We start from the raw sequence: 21,656 nt of genomic DNA on the forward strand, positions 1-21,656 counted from the left end.
ACTTAGACTTAAATGAAAGTAGGTACAGAGTTTAGGTAAGGATGAAAATTGTACAAGGTTAAAATCAGGAGGTAGTTATGGTTATTAGCAATCAACAACAAGAAAAGCTGCAAGATTTTAAAGATTTTGAATTAATAAAGTTGCTTTTTCAGAAAGTGGCTTCTGCTGGCTCTGATCCAGTAGATCTACTAGATAAATCTTTTGAAGCAAGATTTCAGTCGCTGGTTGATCAAATACAATCTTATTTGCATTCCAGTGAAAAGGTTGGTTTTTTTCCTCACCGATTCTTAGGTTGGTTTTCTAGTATATTAGATACTAAGCTCAATGATAAGCTAGGTATAAAGAAATTACACTTTCGTTTTGAGGGAGCAAGAACTTTAAAGGTTGTAGCAGAAACAGAATCTAAAGCACATGTTTTTATTTTCACTGAAGATATAGAAGCTCAATATTCCAATCCTCAACGTCAACAAATGCGCACCAGGAATTTTGAATTTACTAAGGGTGAGTGGAAGGATGTGATGGGTAGAGATTATACTCGATCAGATGCCCGCAAGTTTCAAATTGATGTAGTAAAAATTTTGAAAGATAAATATGAGTTAGTAAAAGGCAGACCGAAATCAAAAACTAATCCTACACCAAAAAAATTATATTTATATCTTAGGAGTGATGGTATATTAGAGTATGTAGCTAAGGACATACGTGGAAATACTCAAATAATACAAATTAGTCGTAATGAATTAAAAGGTAATTATGCATTCAAAGCTAGATTTTTTGATGAAATTAAGCAGTTTCTAGGTAAGTCAGGTAAAGATCTTAGTGATGATGTTAGGAAGGAGTTATCAAGAATTACATCAGCAAAGGGATATACTTTAAAGGGTGGTAAAGAAGATGAAAAAATAAATATTGAAATAGAAAGGAACAAGAAAATCAAAGATGAACCTATCGCTCCTCCAGCAGAGTTTCCATTTAAAGAAGTGACAAAAAAGCTAGGTAAATCTGTCTATCTAGAGGATTATATGGAAAAGCTTGCTAGTCCAGATGGAAAGCAAGTTCAGGATAATCTCAAAGAAATTCTAACTTATATTAAAGAAGTTCATACTAATTTAAATTTACAAGGCAATGTTTACGGTAATAAGGCTCGTGAAGCTGGTCAACATGGTTTTGTAGCAGGAATATTTGATAACTTTCGATATCGTGATAATACCAAGATCTACCTGGAGCAATTTGCTGGTGGAGGTTATGCTGATATTGTTTTGCTTGTTCGTGGGCCTAATCGTGCTATTGATTCAGTTCCAATTCTTATTGAACTCAAGGCTGGAACTGAAGGACAGGTTAATCCAAGTGATGCGCTGAGACAAGCTGAAGATTATATAGAAGGTTTTAGACCAAATAAGATGAGAATTTTAACCAATGCAGATGATGCCATCGCTGTTGGGTTGAATTTGGATTCCACAGAACCATTTAAAACTAACGTAGAACCTATTAAACAACCTTCTTCTTTGATGGAGGATTTTATAAAGTTAGCTCGTAGGTGGAATAATCAACAACTTTCTGAAAAAGATTTCAAGCAAGAAATAGCAGATTTGTTATCAAGCGAATATCATACTTTTCCAGCAAATAAAGAAACAAAAGATCATTACTATTTCAGTCGAGACATATTAGGTCAATCAATTTTAATCAACAAGATTGGTCAAGATCAAAGTAACATTAAAAAATATATATACTCATATGATGAGTACCCGCTGAACTGGCCTCAGGGAACAGAATACACTTTATCTAAAAGCCCAGTTATGACATTAATACTTGTTCAAGGTAATGAAGGGCAAGAAAAAACAGCATTCATTTTTCATATACGAGAGTCCAATACAAAGGAATTCTATGCTGATAAAAAAATTCCAGTACTGAACATACCTGAAATAGGAAAAGTAGGAAATGCCGTAGAAATTAAAATGAGTCTAAAAAAATATGAAACAGGATTATCTTTTGAAGACCTTTTTAAAATAGAACAGATAAGTAAATATAAACCAAGTGGTGCCGATCAACAATTTACAGGTAGTTTTCTTAAGATACCTAATTCTGATGAATTAAAGGTAAAATTTGATCAGGCAATCACTTCTCAGCATGCTACTTCTTCTGATGGTAAAGATTTATTACCAGATTATAAAAGGCTACTTGCTGAGGTAGCAGATGCAATTTATCCTATTAAAGATTTGATTACTAATGAAGCAAGATTACAAGCCATTCTTAATGGTTTATTTAGTAGTTACAGCGATTTAAAGCTACAGGAAACTTCTTCTAAGACTGTAATCATACCTGAATTTCAAGTAGGAGCAGGTGGTCGTGTTGATATGGTAATTCAAGGTATTGGTCCTTCGCCTCAGGGTACTAAAGAATATACTCCTATAGCGCTGGAATTTAAGCTTATAGATAAAAACTTAAATCAAGATCAGCTAAAACAGGAAGTTGATAAATTAACAAAAGAACAAAATGTTAGATATGCTAAAGGGGCAGCACTGAAAACAATAACAGATAGTGACAAAATGCTTTTCATGGGCGTAGTTGTTAATGTGAAAGCTAAAGATAAAAATTCTTTAATATTAACGAGTGATGAGTTTGTTCCTGCTATAGTAGTTCATAGTTCTATTGATATAGCTAAGAGAAAACATTTAGAAGGAATACAAGAGATAACTCAGAGACTTAAAAATATTGGTATACAAGAAGAGAATTTACGTACATTAGAATCTGCAACAGCAGAAAAAGATTATCATTATTGGCTGCAACAACATGATATAGCTGATATTGCAAGAATAGAATACGGTTATGGAGCTGATACATTATTTGAAGTAGTGGGATCATCAGAACACATAGTTAATCAATTGCAACAGTTTCAAGATAGCGTAACAACAAGAGGTGAAAGAAGGCCATTAACTTTAATTGTTAATTTAGATAATAATCACTGGGTTACGTTGGTCGTTGCCTATCAAAATGGGCAGTATAATGGATACTATGTAGACTCGTTGGGTAATAGTGTTCCAGATAATATTCGTCAAGTTTTACAACAGGCTCAAATTAACGTTCATGATGTTCCTGTTACTCAACAAAGAGATGGTTATAATTGTGGCTTATGGGCGTTAGAAAACGCTAGAGGTATTAATGCTGTGTTGCAAGGAAGTAGAAGTAATATTCCTGATGAAATACGTAACCGTTTGCAAGTTCAAGGAAGAGATGAAGCTTATTTTATACGCACGAGAGAAAATGTTTCAGACAAATTAAGTATAGATCCACAACGTATAGCTAATCTAGAGACTGTACTTGCTGAAACACAAGCACCTAGAAAGAAATTTGACCTGAATAATTGTGTAAAACAAGGTAGTAGAAAAAGAAGAAGTATTAATCCTTGTTTATTTTCATTGGATGATGTAAAAAAGTTTATTAAGGGAAGGGTAGATGAAAATAATATAGATAAGATTATAGTTGATAGTGAAAAGTTCCTAACTTATGTTAAAAGTAGTCAAAATGAAGGGAAAAATGCTCAGCTAATAGAGTTCGTTGGAGATAAAAATATCGAAGGTAATCATAAGTACTTATTTGATAGGGTAGTTGAAGATCAAGGGTACGGACGTTATATTGAAAATGAACGTATTAAGAATTTGCACGGTGACATTTCACAGCAAACTGGTAGTACAACAAAAAGCTCAAAGTTGAAAAGCAGGTTAATGAACGCTGCAGGTGGAATACAATTAATAAGAGGAATTCATGGAGCTATTGTATCTTGTAAAGATGGAACAGCAATAGATTGTGGATTAAATTTAGGTGGGATAGGATGGTCTTTTGCATCTCAACCAATTGAGAATGTAATGGTTAAAATTACTCCAAAAGTTGTAGCATCAGCTGAAAAGGTTGCAGGAAAAATTGTATCAGGCACTCTGGGTAAACAGACAAAATTTGCTATTCGGATTGCAGGTGTAAAGTTTGGAAGTACAATAGCAAAAGGTACGGCAGGAGCTATAGCTGGTGTTTTTGATATTGTTGATATAGGTATGTCAGCAAGTAATCTTGTTGATTGTAAAAAAAGAGAGGATAGTGATAATCCATGTGGAGAAAAGGAGATAAGAGATAATATAGCATCTATATCCTTTTCTAGTATATCGTTTGTTTCTGGTGTTGCTCTTACAGCAGCAAGTATGCCGGTGGTTGGTATTGCAGTTGGATTTGGGCTCATGGTAGGTTATGGAATTTATAGTGGTGTCAGCAATATCATAGAGTATGAGAAAAAGTATGATACAACCCATGGAGAGAACTGGAGTATTTTTTGGCGTACACTTCTTTTTCAACCTATGGCAGCTGATGTGCAGCATCTTGCAGCTAGGAAAGACACAGTTAATAGTTTAGCTAAAGGAGTGTGGCAAGCTTTAAATAATAGCCCTAATAGTACTGTTGCTTATGGTATTGGTCTTGGAAAAGTAAGCGGTAATACCCTTCGTCCAGATTATGCAAAGATTCTTATGAATAAAGCAGAAAGAGCCAATACAAGAAATCTTTCACGTATTATACCTCATAGTATTGAAGGTGCTAGCAGGGTTTGTTTACCACAGGTTACTGACCAAGATTATGAAAAAGAAGGTACAAAAAATTCATTCGACTTTGCTTCGTATTATTGTGAAAATTCAGTGGTTATTAGTCACGATAATAGGGTAAAAGCAAAACAAAAGGATAAAACAATTGTTTATGATTTAAGCAATGTAGACAAAGGTACCATCATAGGAAGTGATGAATGGAACAATAATTTTCTAATTGACTCAAGTACAGCAGAAATAGTTGGTGGTAGTAATAAGGTAGTAAATAGGTTTGTTGTAAATAACGCTGACTTCTCAGGTAAAATTATTGGTGGAAGTAACACTGTTAATATACTTGATTTAAGCCAATTGAAAGATCCAGTTATAGGAATGAACGTTAACTATCGTTTTAAGCCTAATGCCTCTGGGTCATTAAAGGCAAGAGTAAATGGTCGTTGGTTAATCAATGATCAAATTGATAATAATGGCATCTTTAATTATTACTATGTTGGAAGAAAGAACAAGGTGGATGAGATTTTGTGCATGGGTTACTCTGAGCACTTTATAGGAACCGATGATCGTGAGGTTATAATAGATAGTGGCGGTGGTCTTGATAAAAATAGGAAAGATGTAGTTGAAAATTGTAAAAAAGTAATTATTTCGCCGTATACTACAGTCAAGGGTGGAAAGAGCAATTATACTTTTTACGTAAAAGCTGCAGACTACAAAGGTAAGGGTTTATATTCAGAAATTGATGTAGATGGAACAGGAACTATAATTTTTCCGGAAATCGATTTATTAGGTGATTGTGATCAAATCACTTATTCCACAGACAGTAATACTTTATCTTTAAAAATAAATTTTGGTCAAAACAATCAATTTACTCTTGATGTAAAAAATTATGTTGAGCAAAGCAGTAATAAACCTCGCTTTGCACTAATAGATAAAAATGGTAGTAATATTGTTCCTAAGATTGAAAGATCAGACTCATCAACTATAAAAATTACTTCATTTGAATTACATTCAGAACATTCCCTAGATAATTTTGACAATGTTGAAAATCATTACAAAAAAATTCTAAATAATCATAAGAGTTATAAAGTCTTTGGTGTTATTAGAGATAAAGTACAAAATCAGGATAATAGTACAGTTCCACATATGTTTTTTGGTTCTTCAGAAGATGATATAATAAATTTTGATCAAGGAGCCATAGTTGCTAGAGGTGGAGATGGAAGTGATGTGTATTTTATTAGCAATGATATAAATAGTAGAGAAGTTAAAATTGATAATAATTCAAATGATAAAAAACTGGATATACTATTTATGCCAATGGTTGAAAAAGATTTTTCAATCCAGCAATGTGACCTCTATTTAAAGCACAATAATAGTAACATTCGAGTAAAAAATTACCTTCAAGATTCTAATTATAGGCATCTTATAATTATGAATAAAAAAGGAGAAACTTTTATCCCTAATATACAGTCAATATCATGTTCTCCCTCTTCTTCGAGAAATGGTAAATTAGTTCCTTTTTTCCACGCTACACGAGCTCAAAACATGTTTGTGTTACCTAAAGATTTTCAAGATGATCATGTAGTGATAGATTCCCGTCTTGAAGATATTGAGCGATATAGAAACAAAGATCATCTTTTACTGATAAGGAATAACGAGGTTCCTTTTATAATAAAAGTAGAAAATTTTTATGATAATCAAAGTAAATGGAGAAACGTTAATTTTTTTCTGTGGAATGATGGTAATTTTTCCTCATATCTTGGCTTACAGCAAGAAGTTAATGGAATAATGGACTATCAAGATAAACTTAAGAGTGATTATGAGAAAACTGTAAAAGAATACACTATAGACTTCACTGAGTCTGTCGATATTACACATAATCAAAATGGTACTTTAAATTCGATAGAGGAAGATGAAAAGCGTATAGGAGTAATGATACTAAAGAATATTACTCCAGATCGGATTAGAGTTTCTAGTAGTAACACAGATTTGGTGTTTTCTGATGAAGTATCCAATCACACAATCAATATAAAGAATTGGAATAATTCTGAGTCTCATAGAATTTCTACGTTGGAGTTTGATCTAGGTTTAGAACCAATAACGCTCCGTAGATTAGATAGGTTTAGCTTATATGAAGTAGGGAAAGTACAAGACCTAATTGAAAAAGCTTCAGAGAATTATAAAAATAAAAGTAAATATGCTCCTAAAGTAGAAAATGACTTTAAATGTTTAGTATCGATTGATAATTTTATAATGGAAAACAAGAACCCAATATACCAATGTTTAAGTTTTTCTTCACTTCAGGACCATGTAAGCTTTACAGAAAATTCCTGTAGTTTAGAACAAATTGAGGAATTAAAAAATAAAACGCCAAGTAGTAATCAGATTTTAACATTGCTTGAAAAGTTAGAAAACAACCTTTTGCTGAATGGCTATGATTCAAACATAATAGATCAGTGCAATAATTGGATGATCTCTTCAGGGTTGGGAGTATTGAAACCTTTGGTAAGTACAGCAGTTTATGAAGGTAAATGGGATGAAGTTAAAACCCTTCTTGATAAAACTGCTAAAAAAAGTAATGTTGATATTGAATATAAAAATCAGTGTTCACAGAACTGGACGCCTTTGCATTATGCTACTTACAACGGTAATGTAGAATTAAGCAAGAGTGTATTCAAAGCATTTTTAGAGAAGAAAGGTAATATTAATGCTTTAGAGAGTACTAGTTGCAACAGTGATAATTGGGCGCTTTTGCACTATGCTGTTCATTATGGTAATCCTGATATGGTTAGCTTTCTTATAGATAAAGGTGCTAGTATTGAAATTAGAAGTAAGGAGGGTAAGACACCCCTGCATTTGGCTGTTGAAGAAGCAAAGCAAAACGTAATTAATCTTCTTCTTGATAGAGGTGCTGATATCGAGGCTAAAAACAACGATGGTAGAACACCTCTATACTTAGCCGCTTACAATAATGACTCAGGTGTAATTGAACTTCTTTGTAACAGGATCAAGACTAAAAGTAATGACGCATTTAAAATGATAAAACAGGTTGAATTTTTAAAGAAGGAAGTTGTTAACCAAGCAAATATTCCATCTAACGCAAAAAGATTGGTAGAGTTTTGTATAAGTAGTTTAAAAGGTTCGATAAAAAGTACAGCAAAAAAGGTGCTAAAGGATGGTATGCTGCATAATCGTAGTGCTTCGACTATTGAACTTTTGGATGAGATTTATAATTTTGATGAAAAGTTGTTTGATAGAGCAATTAAGGAAGCTGTAAGTGACGTATACTGGCAAGTAGATAAAAAAGAAATATTAAGGTTTATATACAGTCATAATAACCCTGGTCAGAGTATCTCAGGTTATATGGCTGTGTTTGATAAAATGCCGAAGAACGATGGTGCAGTATTTGAGTTAGCTCACCGTATTAAAAGTACAGTGAACTCTAATAAATATTCCGGGGTCAGTTCAGAAAAAAGATCTGATCTTGAAAGGCTAAAAAGTAAATTACCAGAGTCAGTGAGAAATGCGGTATTTTCATCAGAGGTATGTATTAAAAATGTTGAGTATGGAAGGTACTTGTACTCACCTAATAATGATTGTATGTACCACTTAAACAATTGTGATAGGGATAGGCGGTATGTGTTCACTTGGCCTTCAAATGGAAATAGTGATCAATTTAAGTGGAAGGTTGAGCTCAATGGCGATAATGTGTATCTAAAGAATGTTGAGTATGGAAGGTACTTGTACTCACCTAATAATGATTGTATGTACCACTTAAACAATTGTGATAGGGATAGGCGGTATGTGTTCACTTGGCCTTCAAATGGAAATAGTGATCAATTTAAGTGGAAGGTTGAGCTCAATGGCGATAATGTGTATCTAAAGAATGTTGAGTATGGAAGGTACTTGTACTCACCTAATAATGATTGTATGTACCACTTAAACAATTGTGACAAGGATAGGCGGTATGTGTTCACTTGGAAATCAGGGGAAAGTGTTATCAATGGTGTTTGGAAGATTGAAGATTGTGGATCTACTCGCAAGAGACGTAGTATACAAGGGTCAAATGGTTATAATCAAAGTGTAGTAGACTATCAGTCAATATTGACTGAAGAAAATAGTCAGCAAATAGCAAGTAGAACATCTGCTATGGTTGAAGATGTTGAAAGGCACACCTTTTTAAATCAGTCAAAAAATAAGTTAGATTTAGATAGTTGTTTAAATAATAGAGGGAGAAGCAACGCTGCGGATTCTATGAGGAGAGATGTTTGTAGTGAACTCAATGCAAGTGGGAGAAAAAATATTGTTCTAAGCGGAAACGATGTATGTACAATTACTTCAGGTCATGAAACACTTGATATTGAAAACTTCCCTATTCAAGAGGTAATCATTAATGAGGATGTCAATGGAAAGAAAAGTTTAAGAAGTATATTAGATTTACATCAGCTGGTACAGCAAGTAGATAGGGATTTGAGTATAAAACCGACACCAACGATTATTAAAGACAAAAATGATTTATTAATTAAGTTATCTATATCAGCTACCGGCTTGCAGCAAGATGTAATAACAGTTAGGCTGAAGGATGCACTTATAAATAAGTGGTATAAAAAACTACAAATTATTTTTGATAATGCACCGGTGGAAATAGATGGTAATCTAGATTTAAAGTCTTCATTCTTTATTTCTGATGAGAAAATTATTGTAGTAAGACCTCAAGACATAGAAGAAAATAGTAAACTAATTATATCTAAAAAAGCAGGGCGGTATACCTACCTTCATGATAAATATGACTTGATAGTTACCAATGCCTTTAATGCTGGCATAGAAGCAAATGAGTTGTGTATTATATATTTTAGAGATTTCTATAAAGAACCTGAAATGAAAACATTATCTATAAAATTTACTGACAAAGAGATATTATTAAGTAATGAAGTAGATAAAATACATAATTCAGATAGTATTGATAAATTAAATAATGTGAGTTCTATTGTTAATTCACAAGAGAGTTCTATACATTTAGAGGTTCCAAACAGTGGAGACATAAATGCTCAAGGTAAACTTGACAGAACACTGTTGCATCTTGCTTCCGAGGCGGGTGAATTTGATAAGGTTAAACTTCTTCTTGATAGAGGTGCTAATATTGAAGTTCAAGATAAATTTGGGTACACACCAATATTTCTTGCTACTCAATCAGGTAAATGGAGCGTGGTAGAACTTCTTCTTGATAGAGGAGCTAATATTGATGCTCAAGACAAGGAAGGTAAAACACTTTTACACTTTGCTGCATCAGGAAATAATTTGGATATGGTTCAATTCCTTCTTGACAGAGGTGCAAGTATCGAAGTTCAAGACGGGCGTGATTGGACACCGATACTTTATGCTGCTCAGTCAGGTAAATGGGGTGTGGTCAAACTTCTTATTAGTAACGGTGCAAAATTTAATAATGAGATAACGTATCAGGGAACGCCTTTACATTTTGCTGCTCAAGGGGGTAATTTGGATATAGCTCAATTCCTTCTTGATGAAGGTGCTGTCATCGAATCTCAAGACAAAGATGATAAAAAGCCTTTAGATCTTGCTGTTGAAGCAGGAAGGTTGAACGTAGCAAAACTTCTTCTTGATAGAGGTGCTAGTGTCAATGCTAAAGATAAGAATGATAGAACACCTTTAGACTTAGCTACTAAAGGAGATATGATAGAGCTTTTGAAGAGAGCGCAGATGGATCAAGGATTGTCAATCAATGCACGAGAGGGCACTTTTGATAAAGTGGAAGATCTTATTGCTCAAGGTGCTAATTTAGAAGCTAAAGATAATAATGATAATACTCCTCTACATAATGCTTGTAATAATGGTCACTTTAACGTAGCAAAATATCTTATCGAAAAGGGAGCTAGTTTAAAGGCTAAAAATAAAGACAATAAAACACCTTTAGAGTTGGTTGAGCAAAAGGGTTACACAGATATAGTGGAAATTTTAAAACAAACACAATTAAATCTGGATAGAGAATTATTGATTGCTGTAGAAAAAGAAGATCTTGGTAAAGTTAGAGACAATATCAGACGAGGTGCTAATGTTAATGCTCAAAGTAGGCTGGGTTGGGTCTCTGTGTTCTGGGCAATTCAAAAGGATAATTTAAATATAGTTAAACTTCTCGTAAATAACGGTGCTGATATTAATGCCAAAGATAATGAAAGTTGGATGCCTCTTCATTGGGCTGTTCAATTGGGTTCATTAGATGTAGTTAAGTATCTTGTTGAGAGAGGTGCTAATATTAATGCTTTAACTGCTGACGGTAGAGCACCTTTAGAATTAGCTGTTCAAAAGAATTGCGTAGATATAATAGAATTTTTGAAAAAAGCACAGTTAGATTTAGATAAAGGATTATTGACTGCAGTGCAAGATGGCAACCTTAATAAAGTTAAAAGTCTTGCTAATCAGAACGCTAATGTTAATACTAGAGGCATACAGGATAGGACACCTTTACACTTTGCTGCTTCTAGTGACAAATTTGACATCGTCAAGTTTCTTTTTGATAAGAACGCTAATATCAAAGCTAAAGATGTGTATGGCAATACACCTTTACATGTGGCTGCTCAGTATGGTAGTGAGCTTGAAATAGTTGAATTTCTTTTAGACAAAAATGCTAGTGACATTAATGATGTAAATAATAATGGTTCAACACCTTTGCATGTAGCTATACAAGGAAATAAACCAAGTACAGTCAAACTTCTTCTTAATAGGGGTGCTAGTATTAAAGTTAAAGACAAACATAATAGAACACCTTTAGGTTTAGCTGATCAAGAAGGTTACACAAACATAGCACAAATGATAGAACAAAGACAATCAGATTTAGATAAAGAATTGTTGACCACAGTACGAGATGGTAATCTCAATGAAGTTGAGGATCTTGTTAGTCAGAATGCTAATGTTAATACTACAGATATATACAGTTGGACACCACTACATTGGGCTGCATTTAAAGATCGCTTAGAAATTGCAAGGTTTTTGATAAAAAAAGGCGCTGATATTAATGCTGCAGATAAAGGCCCTTATGGTAAAAAGCCTATACATGTTGCTGCTGAGAATAATAGTAAAGATATCATAGAGCTTTTTCTTAGCAAGGGAGTAGGTATTAATGATACTGATAAACAAGGTTACACACCACTGCACTATGCTGCATGGAGAGGACGTTTAGAGGTTGCAAAATTTTTGATAGAAGAATACGCTAATTCAATATTTAAGTACAATAATGGTAGCACCCTTCCATGTGATGCTCCTTTAAGTAATCATTTTCATATAATTAAATGTTCTATAGGTGAGAAAGATATTTTAGAAATTAAAGATAATAGTGGCAGAGTTCCCCTGCACTGTGCTGCTTCCAACGGTAAGTTAGATGTGGTAAAGTATTTTATAGATGAAGAGAAAGTTGATGTTAATATAAAAGATAATGGTTACTGGACACCACTACATTGGGCTTCTTGGGGTGGTCATCTAGATATAGCAAAGTATCTTGTAGATAAAAGGGCTAATATTAATGCCAAAGACAAGGGCAGTAAAATACCGTTGAATGTTGCTATCGATCAAAAACATAATGATGTTGTAAAATATCTAGAACAAGCACAATTGGATTTGGATAAAGAATTGTTGATCGCAGCAAAAGGTGGTGATCTTAATAAAGTTATAGGTCTGATAAGCAAGGGAGCTAATGTTAATGTTAAAGATAACAATGATGATACTCCTCTGCACCTTGCTGTTGGTTATTTAGATGTAGTAAAATACCTTATAAGTAAGGGAGCCAACATTAATGCTAAGTGCAAGGCTGGTAAAACAACGCTAGATATTGCTACCTATCAAAAACGTGGTGATGTTGTAGAGTATTTGAAACAAACACAATTAGATTTAGATAAAGAATTGTTGATCGCAGTAAAAAGTGGTGATCTTAATAAAGTTATAGGTCTTTTTAATCGAGGTGCCAATATTAATGCTGAGAATGAATATGGCAAAAAGCCTATACATATTGCCGCTGAAAGCGATTACAAGAATATTATAGAATTTCTTCTTAGCAAGGAGGGAGTAGGTGTTAATGATACTGATGAACAAGGTCATACACCACTGCACTGGGCTTCTTGGAGTGGTCATTTGGATATGGTGGAGTACCTAGTAGGTAATGGGGCCGACATTAATGCTAAATGCAAGGCTGGTAAAACAACGCTAGATATTGCTAGAGATAAAGGACATAATAATGTTATCGATTATTTAGAGAAAGAGCTCAATCAAAAAAGAGGAAGCTCTGCACAACGCAAACGCCGTCATCTTGCTGTAGATTTAAGTAATCAACCTGGAATAGCAGCAAGTAGTGGCACAAGACCATCTTCATGGATAAATGGTTTGTTTGGGTGGGTAAAAGGTTCTGTAGGTGGTTTATTTATTCTGGAGCTGCTTTATCTGAGGAAGCATCAAATACTGCAAGTTCAATACCACAAGTTGATGAGCAATTTGCCAAAGCTTCGGTAAGTAGTAGTAGTTCAACAAGTACCACACTACCATCTGATGGTACAGATAAAAAACAAGAAAATGGAGGTTTCTTTCGAGACAACATTGATTATGTAAATGCAAATATAAAACAAATGCGTGAAAGGCAAACACCTGTTAAATTTAAACCTAGTGGCGGAAATACAATACTAGAAATGGGAGATCACTATCTATCACAGGTTGATTTTAATGGTACAATAATGTTACTTGATTTATTAATTAGAAAAGTTACAGGTCAGAAGTATATTTCTATAGTAGATCAGTCTATATCCCCACTAGAAGCACGGAGCTATGCATTAAATATTACAGAGGGATTTGAGAAAGTAGTAGAGCAAGCTGCAAAGGATAGCAAAATATCAATGCACCGGTTAAATATTGATTTTATGGAAATGCAGAAAGAGATTACTAGAAAAATCATAGGTGGTAAATTTGATGAGATTCCAGGGATTTTAAACTCGTATGTAGAGAAAGCATGTCCTGGTAGAGAAGCGGGATGTCCTGGTAAATTAAGTCCGAAGAGATTTGACAAGTTTATAGCTCAATTTAATAAGGTGCTGCTAAATCAATCAATACAACAGATATTACACAATGGAGATGGTACATTAGAGGTTGATAGTGCAAAAAAACAACAAATGAGTTTAGAGCCTCAAAGTTATTTAAGTAATGCTTCTATTCAAAGCCATTCAAAGGACAAAGTATCAACTTGTCTTTCTGAGGTAGGAGTAACTAAGCTTGTGAATAACCTCAGTAGGTAGATTAAAATATGAGAGATGGAGGTATAATATGCCAAATAGTGGAAAGTTTACAATAGAATTTAAAGTGAAGGTGGTAAAATGAGCCAAAGTAATTAGGGAAACCAGTAGCAAGTTTGATGGTCCTAATACTAACATGGATGAAGTAGACATTGTAGGCAACAAGGCTAGAATTGGGAGATAAGTGGTTGATGCACTCTCCATATTAAACCTATAGTATATAGCTTTGATATAGAAGGTTGGGTAGGAAGATTTCGTTATGATAGTAATTTATATAATTCTATGTGCTATCTTTATAGCTATTTTAGACAGTTCATTAGACTCTTAATTGGGAGTATGTTCGACTTAGGAAAGGTTTTCATAAATGTTGGAGTGAATAAGTAGGAATATTATGTTTTTTCTTTGAGCTGTGAAATTTCAGAATGAGAAAAACCTGTAATTTGAGCTATAATATCTATAGAAACACCAGCTTTAAGTGAGTTTTTGGCAACTTCAATTTTACCTTTTTGATGTCCGATTTGGATGCCTCTTTCTTCTCCAACCCTAAGGCCCTCATCAAATTTTTGAGCGAAAGCAGCAATCTCATCCATTATACGTTTTTTCATTTGTTCATATGCTAGTAACTCTTCTTCTGACCAATTAAACTTATTCATCTCTTCATAAGCTCGTTTTATTATTACGTCACTACCAACTATCTTATCTAGATCCTCTTCCCTTGTTTCTCCTGCATAGCGAAAAAAGTAACACCATTTTTCTACTATATTTTCTAGTTGGTCTTCTTTTGTCTTTGTAAATTTTGGTAGTTCTATGAATACGAAGTAAAAATCCTTTAAGTCATGTTCAAAGCTATTTTGATCTAAAATGACATGATTAGATTTGTACTCAGCCTTATCTGGAAAAATAATACAATCAGCAACAGCAATAAAGATAATTTCCTTGAGATTATGATAATTATCACCTTGATCAGCTTGACTTGAGTAGGCTTTGGCAGCATAATATTGAGCACATACTGTAATTGCTGTTGAATGATGGAGAGACATACTCCATTATTTTAACACGAAGTAACGAATTCAGTAGAATAAGTTCTTCAAAAACAATTTAAACTTTTACAGTAGGAGTAGTCTCATGAAATATTATAGCGGATTAGATGTCTCACTCAAAGAAACTTTCATTAGTATCGTTGATGAGAAAGGAAAGATTGTTAAAGAAGGAGTTGTTGCAAGCGAAAGCAAGGCAATAGCAGAGTACTTGCTTGAACAAGGCAAAAATTACGAAACTATAGGAGTAGAAAGTGGACAACTTTCAATATCAATGTGCAAAAAATTAAGGAGTTTTGGCTTGCCAGTAGTTTGTGTAGATGCAAGACATATGGCAGCAGCTTTGTCTGCAAGAATCAATAAAAACGATAAGAATGATGCAAGAGGTATAGCTCAAATGATGAGGGCTGGGCTATATAAAGAAGTACTAGTAAAATCGGATGAATCTTGTCAAATTAAAATAGCACTTGGAAGTAGAAGACAGTTAACATGCAGCTACCAGCAGATTGTTGGGACAATAAGAGGGTTATTAAAAATATACGGGATAAAGCTCGGTCAAGGGTCAAAATTTGAAAGCTTGTCTTTAAGAATAGAAAAAGCAATTAAAGATTTGGATGAAATAAGTAAGGCTTCAATTGGAGCGTTAGTTTGTAGTTTAGAGGCAATAGAGAAGTCATTGGAAAAACTTGACAAGATGCTCTTAGAACAAGGCAAAAAAGATGAGGATTGTAAATTATTAACTACTGCTCCAGGTGTTGGTACTATAGTAGCAATGACATATAAAGCAACAGTGGATAACCCAAATAGATTTGAAAGATCTAGTACAGTTGGAGCGTATATGGGGTTAACACCAAGACAATATGCTTCTGGAGAAATTGATCGGCATGGTAGTATATCAAAAATGGGGCCCATGGAATGTCGAAGTATGTTATATGAAGCTGCACAAGTCTTACTTACAGTTAGTAAGAAAAATTTTAAGTTGAAAAGCTGGGGGTTAAAACTTGCAAGGAAAAAAGGGATGAAGAAAGCAATTGTAGCAGTAGCAAGAAAATTGGCTGTAATTATGCACAGGATGTTGGTCAATAAAACAGAATTTTGTTATTACAATTAAGAGGAGCATAAACAATAATTTTACTCGAGGTAGTAATGCCGATGGAAGGGATAAGCAAGAAAAAACCTTGAAGCCTAGACTTCGTTGGGCACATGTTGCCGTCCACTTCCACCTAACAAGTATAGTGCGGCTTGACAAGTTTGTTGTCATATCAGACCGCGGAGAGAACCATGGAAGCACACTGCTCTTGTATGTAAAATTATTAAAGATTATGTAGGAAATATGTTATTTTGGTTTATATAAAAATTATTGTTGACTTATGTGCAATTAGAGAACGTTTTTCGAAGCCCTTGGTCTTAGTGAACTGCATTTCTATAATATATCTTGAACCTTGAGAGTCTTTACAAAGAACATCGACAATACTCTGCTTTTTAGCGGCAATTTCAGGGTCTAAAATGGTAGCTAGGAATTCAACATCGTGAATAGCAGCCAAGCCAGTAAAGCCTAAAATATCGTTTAAGAAACGAATGAGGATATCTTTATTCTTCTCAGTACCGAATATTCTTTTGAAGGCATAATCATTACGCGCATCAAGAAATTTAGAAAAAGCCATGACGAATTAACCTAGAAAGCATTAATAATTATACACAATTGTGAAGAAATATTCAACTAAAATTCAAACATAGAAAGAAGCATCCCTTTTGTATATCTTTATTTGGTAGTATTAACCTGTATAATATTTATGGCAAATATCTCGATAAGGTACAAAATAGCACAAAAAGTAAGGAGCTGGAGGTTAAAGCGAGGTTATACTCAAAAAGATTTAGCGGGAAAAATTGGCGTAACGTATCAAGTAGTACTACAATATGAAAAAGGAACACGTAAAATTTCGATTGAGAAATTGTATGCTATAGCAGAAGTGTTATCGGTTGGCATCATAGATCTTATTCCTGTATCAAATGAAAAAATTTGCCTTAAAAACGAAGAAGAAGAGATACTAAATCTAGTAAGAGAATATAAAAAGATTAACGGTCAGGAGTTACGTAGGATGTTTTGTTTACTAACCAAATTTGTCCAAATTAGCGAGAAAAGTAGTAAAAAAGCAGAGAAGGTGAAAATTGCAAAGGGTATGGTTAAAGCAGGAATTTCTGTTGATATTGTTTCACAAGCAATTGGCCTCTCTGCTAATGAGTGTGTTGAAGAAAAAACAGGTTCTATATACTACCAAATAGGAAAAAAGATAAAAGAATGGAGGCTAGTGAGAGAGTATACTCAAAAGGATTTGGCTGAGAAAATGGATACAACACGTGATGAAATAAGCAACTATGAGCAAGGACGTGTGGCCATTCCACTGGAAAAATTATATGCAATAGCAGAAACATTATCAATTAGCATTACAGATCTGCTCATAGAGGAAGATGAGATAGTAGAAAGTGAGCTACCTGATTTAATAAAAGAATACAAAAAAATTGAGAGTCAAGAATTACGCTATGCGCTAATAAAATCTCTGTTTGAAAGCATACAAATTTGCGAAGAAAAAGTGAAAAGAGCAGAAAAGATGAAAATTGCAAAGGATTTAGTGAAAGGAGGAATTTCTACCGATATTATTTTGCAAATAACAGGCCTCTCTTTAGGCGAAATTCAACAGATTTAAAATAAAAAATCAGTATATATTAATATCTTTACTCTTAGATGAAAAAATAAGTAAAAAAGATTGAGAAATTGATTTGACTTCACTCGGAAGCTATGGCTCTATGCCAATGCTGATAAAAAAACAGCAGTAAATAATTAAAAAAAGTTTGTTGTTAGTGAAGGGTAAATTATATGAATAAAAGTAAAGAAGAAATAGAATTCAGAATATTAGAAAGCAAAGGCAAAGCACTACTTGATCGTGAAATAATGGAAACATTTCTAAGTGCAGTACATGAAAGGCCACAAGCTCAAGAAATTGCTAAAAATCTGGTGAATACTTATACGGGAGTAGGAAGGATTTTAGGTAGAGAAATGGATGACCTGAAAGTCATAGAAGGAGTAACTGATTCTGCAGTAGCAATGATTATGTGTGTTAAGGAAACACTAGAAAGGGTACTGAGAGAAAAGCTCAAGAGTGAGCCAATAATGGACTTACAAGGGCTAGTAGAGTACTTAAACGTAAGTATAGGCCACTCAGAAAGGGAATGTGTAAAAATACTGTACTTGAATAAAAGGCGCCAATTAATCGGAGAAGAATCCTATATTGGTGAAATGGAAAAAGCACCAGTATACATAAAGGAAATTATAAGAAAAGCATTAATAAAGAATGCAACATTAGTAATAATGTCACACAACCATCCTGGGGGACGCTTAGAACCATCAGAAGAAGATCAAGAAGTAACGAAGAGCTTAGCAGCAGCATGTAGTACTGTAAGCGTAAAATTGTTTGACCATATTATCATCACAAGTGGAGGCTATTTCAGTTTTCGAGAAAACGGATTGTTATAGCAGAAAATATTTGCAAATCTACTCACTATAATTTATAATGAGTAGTAAGATGTATAAAGTTTATTGTACGCTTAAAAAGTATTTTTAATAGTGGAGGTAATATGGGTAATAAAATAATCGTACCTTTTGATGATAAGAAAGGAGGTACTTATGAATTAAACGTTGATCTTGATAAATTATCAGAAGGTGAGATGTTAAATGCTATTATAGGAATTGGTCGTGTTAACCAGCAGTCCACCTTTGTAAGCAAAACTAATAAGGCTAAAAAACCTGGAGAAGTGCCCTTCCCTAATAGAGACGTTCAAATCAACTACGGAAAGGGACTTGATTACATATATGGCACAAAACCTATAAGTGATCAAGAAGATAAAAATCCATTTACCTCTGCCTTGCAAAAAATAAAGCCAAGTATAAGCGAAAGCGAAAAATTGAGCTGGTTTAAAAGTGCTGTGGTAAGAGCAAAAAGTTTAAAAGAGATGAATAAAGTTATAGATGAAGTAATAGATGATGGAGCAAGGCTAAATGCATGTAATGATGGGGAATGGAGTTTCGCAGAGTATGTAGTATTAGGTACACATTTTCATAAATTTGATAAGGTTGATCGTAAAAAGGTAATACGTAAATTAATGTTAAGCGGTGCAGAGTTTCATGATACTCTACTACAGAATAAACTGATAGGTGAAATCTATAATGAGCTACAACCAGAAATTCAGCCACAGATAGATAAGCAACTAGAAGAACTAGGAAAAGCTGGTGAAAGTGCTGTTCAGGAAGGAGCTTTAATAGATCTAGAAATAGATAATAGGACGTTTTTTGTGGAATTCTCTGAGGACAGCAAGGTAGAAGTTGCCAAAGTACTGAAAGCAAACAGAGAGTTAGGAAGTAATATTTTAAAAATTGGCAATAATGCAGTTGAAGTTAAAAGTGAGAAGGGAGGTATAAGAAACTATACTGATATGTCAGATGGCAGCTCTATTGTATTAGAATTTCCTACGAGCATTGGTAAGCTAAATATTGTATTGTACCAGGATGTAAAAAACTACGATCAAATACAAGTAAAAGTAGCAGATAAGGAACTGTGGGCTAAATTACAACAAAGAGGAGAAGAAATTGGAAAAAATTGCCTTTTTGGGGGAGTGAAACTTCAAGAAGCAGTAGAGAAAGGTAATTTCACTAGATGTGGCATATGGAGTGAAAAATATGCTATAAAAGAGATTAGCAATGATGAAGTACTCTCTCCACCTTCGTGGGTAAATAGAATATATGGAGGTAGTAAAGAAACCTTTCGGAAAATTTAGTTCATTTATTTTAAGGTTCCAGAGTTTATTGGAGCCTTAACAAAATTGAGCTATAGTAGAAAATATTATATGTGCGGTTCTTTTCGTGAAAGGAAATCTAGACTATGAGGTAGGACAAAAAGTAAAAAATTGGAGGTTAGAGCGAGGTTATACTCAGAAGGACTTAGCAGAGAAAATTGGTGTAAAGTACTGGGTAATACTGCAATATGAGAAAGGGAACCGTAGAATTTCGATCGAAAGGTTGTATGCTATAGCTGAGGCACTATCAATCAGTATTACCGATCTTATTCCTGTATCAAAAAGCTGTCTTGAAGATGAGGGAGAAGAAATACTAAATCTAGTAAGAAGATATAAAAAGATTAACGATCAGGAGTTACGTAGAATGTTTTGTTTGCTAACCAAATTTGTCCAAGTTAGTGAGAAAAGTAGTAGAAAATCGGAAAAAATAAAAATTGCAAAGGGTTTGGTTGAAGCAGGAGTTTCTGTTGATATTGTTGCAAAAACAATTGGCCTTTCTGCTGATGAATGTGTTGAAGAAAAAACAGGTTCTATCTACTACAAAATAGGAAAGAAGATAAAAGAATGGAGGCTAGTGAGAGAGTATACTCAAAAAGATTTAGGAGAGAAAATGAGTACAACACGTCACGAAATAAGCAACTATGAACAAGGAAGGACTTCTATTCCACTTGATAAATTATATGGAATAGCAAAGGTGTTATCAATTAACATTATGGACCTACTTGAACTAACAGGAGATAAGATAGAAAATGAGCTGCCTGATTTGATTAAAGAATACAAAGAAATTGAGAGCCAAGAACTACGTAGTGCATTAAGAGAGTTTCTATTTGAAGGTATAAGGATTTGTGAAGAAAAAGTGAGAAAAGCGGAAAGGATTAAAGTTGCAAGAGATCTAGTAAAAGGGGGAATTTCTATTGATATTATTTTGCAAATAGTCGGCTTATCTGCTGATCAAATTGCATGAAAATTTGTTTCTAAGTAAGGTATATATGTTTGTTTCTGTAAGAGATATTAGTTCTATAAGCTACAAAATAGGACAAAAAATAGAAAATAGCAGATTAATGCGAGGTCACACTCAAATAGGATTAGCAAGTAAAATAGGTTTAACATACCAAAAGGTGAACAGCTATGAACAGGGATATACTGCTATTCCAATTAAAGTATTATATACAATAGCAGAAGAACTATCGGTTAATACTATAGATCTGCTACCTGAATCAGTAGTAGTAAGAGAGTATAAAGATGAAGACGAAGAAATACTCTATCTAACGAAAATATACGAGGATCAAAAGTTAGGCAAAATAGTACCTTCATTAGTCAGGTTTGTTCATATTAGCGAGAAAATTAATCAAGAAGAAGCAAAGTTGGAAATAGCAAAAAATCTAGTAAAAGAAGGAGTTTCAGTTGACATAATTTCCCAGGCAACCGGCTTATCTATTTACGAGTATGATAATACAGAGAGAGAAATCTGCACTGATTCTATATATTACAAAATAGGGCAAAGAATAAGAGAATGGAGATTGATAAAAAGGTATACTCAGGAAGATTTAGCAAACAAAGTTGGTGTAACACTCAAGGAAATACACGAATATGAAAAAGGATATACTGCCATATCATTTGATAAATTATATGAAATAGCAGGGGAATTATCAGTGAATATTAAAGTTCTGCTACCTAAAACAAATGAAGATAGTGAACTACTCAATTTACTAAGAAAAACTGAAGAGCAGGAATTAGTGAAGAAATTTTTATCTAGGGATATGAAGGATAGTAAAGAAAAGGTTAAAAAAATAGAAAAAATCAAAGTTGCGAAAAATCTAGCAAAGGAAGGTGTTGCAATTGATATTATTGTGCGAGCAAGTGGCCTAACTGCTGATGAGTTGGGTGATTGTGAAAATTAAATTGTGTTAAAGACAGTT

8 protein-coding genes and 2 pseudogenes are annotated in these 21,656 nt (G+C 33.7%); 8 read left to right on the forward strand and 2 right to left on the reverse strand.

Annotated elements, in window-relative coordinates; genetic code table 11:
- Positions 1-77: 77 nt before the first annotated feature.
- Together OOK92_RS04375 and OOK92_RS04380 are read left to right on the forward strand one after the other, a co-directional pair.
- Positions 78-13,082 (forward strand): ankyrin repeat domain-containing protein, encoded by a 13,005-nt coding sequence (locus OOK92_RS04375; RefSeq protein WP_264735341.1) that lies wholly within the window; start codon positions 78-80, stop codon positions 13,080-13,082.
- A gap of 218 nt (positions 13,083-13,300) precedes the next feature.
- A complete protein-coding gene (locus OOK92_RS04380; RefSeq protein WP_264736382.1) occupies positions 13,301-13,855 on the forward strand; it encodes a latrotoxin-related protein in 555 nt (184 codons plus the stop codon).
- A 386-nt stretch (positions 13,856-14,241) separates the two neighbouring features.
- On the opposite strand, the pseudogene OOK92_RS04385 reads toward OOK92_RS04380, so the two are convergent.
- Positions 14,242-14,856 (reverse strand): annotated as a pseudogene (locus OOK92_RS04385) (Rpn family recombination-promoting nuclease/putative transposase); the annotation flags it as partial.
- Positions 14,857-14,977: 121 nt separating this feature from the next.
- Here OOK92_RS04385 and OOK92_RS04390 point away from each other — a divergent pair.
- Positions 14,978-16,000: an IS110 family RNA-guided transposase gene (locus tag OOK92_RS04390; RefSeq protein WP_264735342.1), complete on the forward strand. Its 1,023-nt coding sequence runs from the start codon at positions 14,978-14,980 to the stop codon at positions 15,998-16,000.
- A gap of 271 nt (positions 16,001-16,271) precedes the next feature.
- On the opposite strand, the pseudogene OOK92_RS04395 reads toward OOK92_RS04390, so the two are convergent.
- Positions 16,272-16,553 (reverse strand): annotated as a pseudogene (locus OOK92_RS04395) (Rpn family recombination-promoting nuclease/putative transposase); the annotation flags it as partial.
- Between the two features lie 129 nt (positions 16,554-16,682).
- Here OOK92_RS04395 and wmk (OOK92_RS04400) point away from each other — a divergent pair.
- From wmk (OOK92_RS04400) to wmk (OOK92_RS04420), 5 genes are all read left to right on the forward strand, one after another.
- Positions 16,683-17,594: a WO male-killing family protein Wmk gene (gene wmk, locus OOK92_RS04400; protein ID WP_264735343.1), complete on the forward strand. Its 912-nt coding sequence runs from the start codon at positions 16,683-16,685 to the stop codon at positions 17,592-17,594.
- Positions 17,595-17,764: 170 nt separating this feature from the next.
- Positions 17,765-18,421: a JAB domain-containing protein gene (locus OOK92_RS04405; protein ID WP_264735344.1), complete on the forward strand. Its 657-nt coding sequence runs from the start codon at positions 17,765-17,767 to the stop codon at positions 18,419-18,421.
- A gap of 101 nt (positions 18,422-18,522) precedes the next feature.
- A complete protein-coding gene (locus OOK92_RS04410; protein ID WP_264735345.1) occupies positions 18,523-19,719 on the forward strand; it encodes a hypothetical protein in 1,197 nt (398 codons plus the stop codon).
- An 85-nt stretch (positions 19,720-19,804) separates the two neighbouring features.
- On the forward strand, positions 19,805-20,701 hold the full coding sequence (gene wmk, locus OOK92_RS04415; RefSeq protein ID WP_264735346.1) for a WO male-killing family protein Wmk: 897 nt from the start codon (positions 19,805-19,807) through the stop codon (positions 20,699-20,701).
- 25 nt (positions 20,702-20,726) lie between these two features.
- On the forward strand, positions 20,727-21,638 hold the full coding sequence (gene wmk, locus OOK92_RS04420; protein ID WP_264735347.1) for a WO male-killing family protein Wmk: 912 nt from the start codon (positions 20,727-20,729) through the stop codon (positions 21,636-21,638).
- Positions 21,639-21,656: the final 18 nt, after the last annotated feature.

The organism is Wolbachia endosymbiont (group A) of Rhinocyllus conicus (assembly GCF_947250775.1).
Classification (GTDB): domain Bacteria; phylum Pseudomonadota; class Alphaproteobacteria; order Rickettsiales; family Anaplasmataceae; genus Wolbachia.

What these genes read in the sequence shown, in the direction of transcription:
- OOK92_RS04375 (WP_264735341.1), top strand. Translation starts at nt 78, where the DNA reads ATGGTTATTAGCAATCAACAACAAGAAAAGCTGCAAGATTTTAAAGAT.
- OOK92_RS04380 (WP_264736382.1), top strand. Translation starts at nt 13,301, where the DNA reads ATGTTACTTGATTTATTAATTAGAAAAGTTACAGGTCAGAAGTATATT.
- OOK92_RS04390 (WP_264735342.1), top strand. Translation starts at nt 14,978, where the DNA reads ATGAAATATTATAGCGGATTAGATGTCTCACTCAAAGAAACTTTCATT.
- wmk (WP_264735343.1), top strand. Translation starts at nt 16,683, where the DNA reads ATGGCAAATATCTCGATAAGGTACAAAATAGCACAAAAAGTAAGGAGC.
- OOK92_RS04405 (WP_264735344.1), top strand. Translation starts at nt 17,765, where the DNA reads ATGAATAAAAGTAAAGAAGAAATAGAATTCAGAATATTAGAAAGCAAA.
- OOK92_RS04410 (WP_264735345.1), top strand. Translation starts at nt 18,523, where the DNA reads ATGGGTAATAAAATAATCGTACCTTTTGATGATAAGAAAGGAGGTACT.
- wmk (WP_264735347.1), top strand. Translation starts at nt 20,727, where the DNA reads ATGTTTGTTTCTGTAAGAGATATTAGTTCTATAAGCTACAAAATAGGA.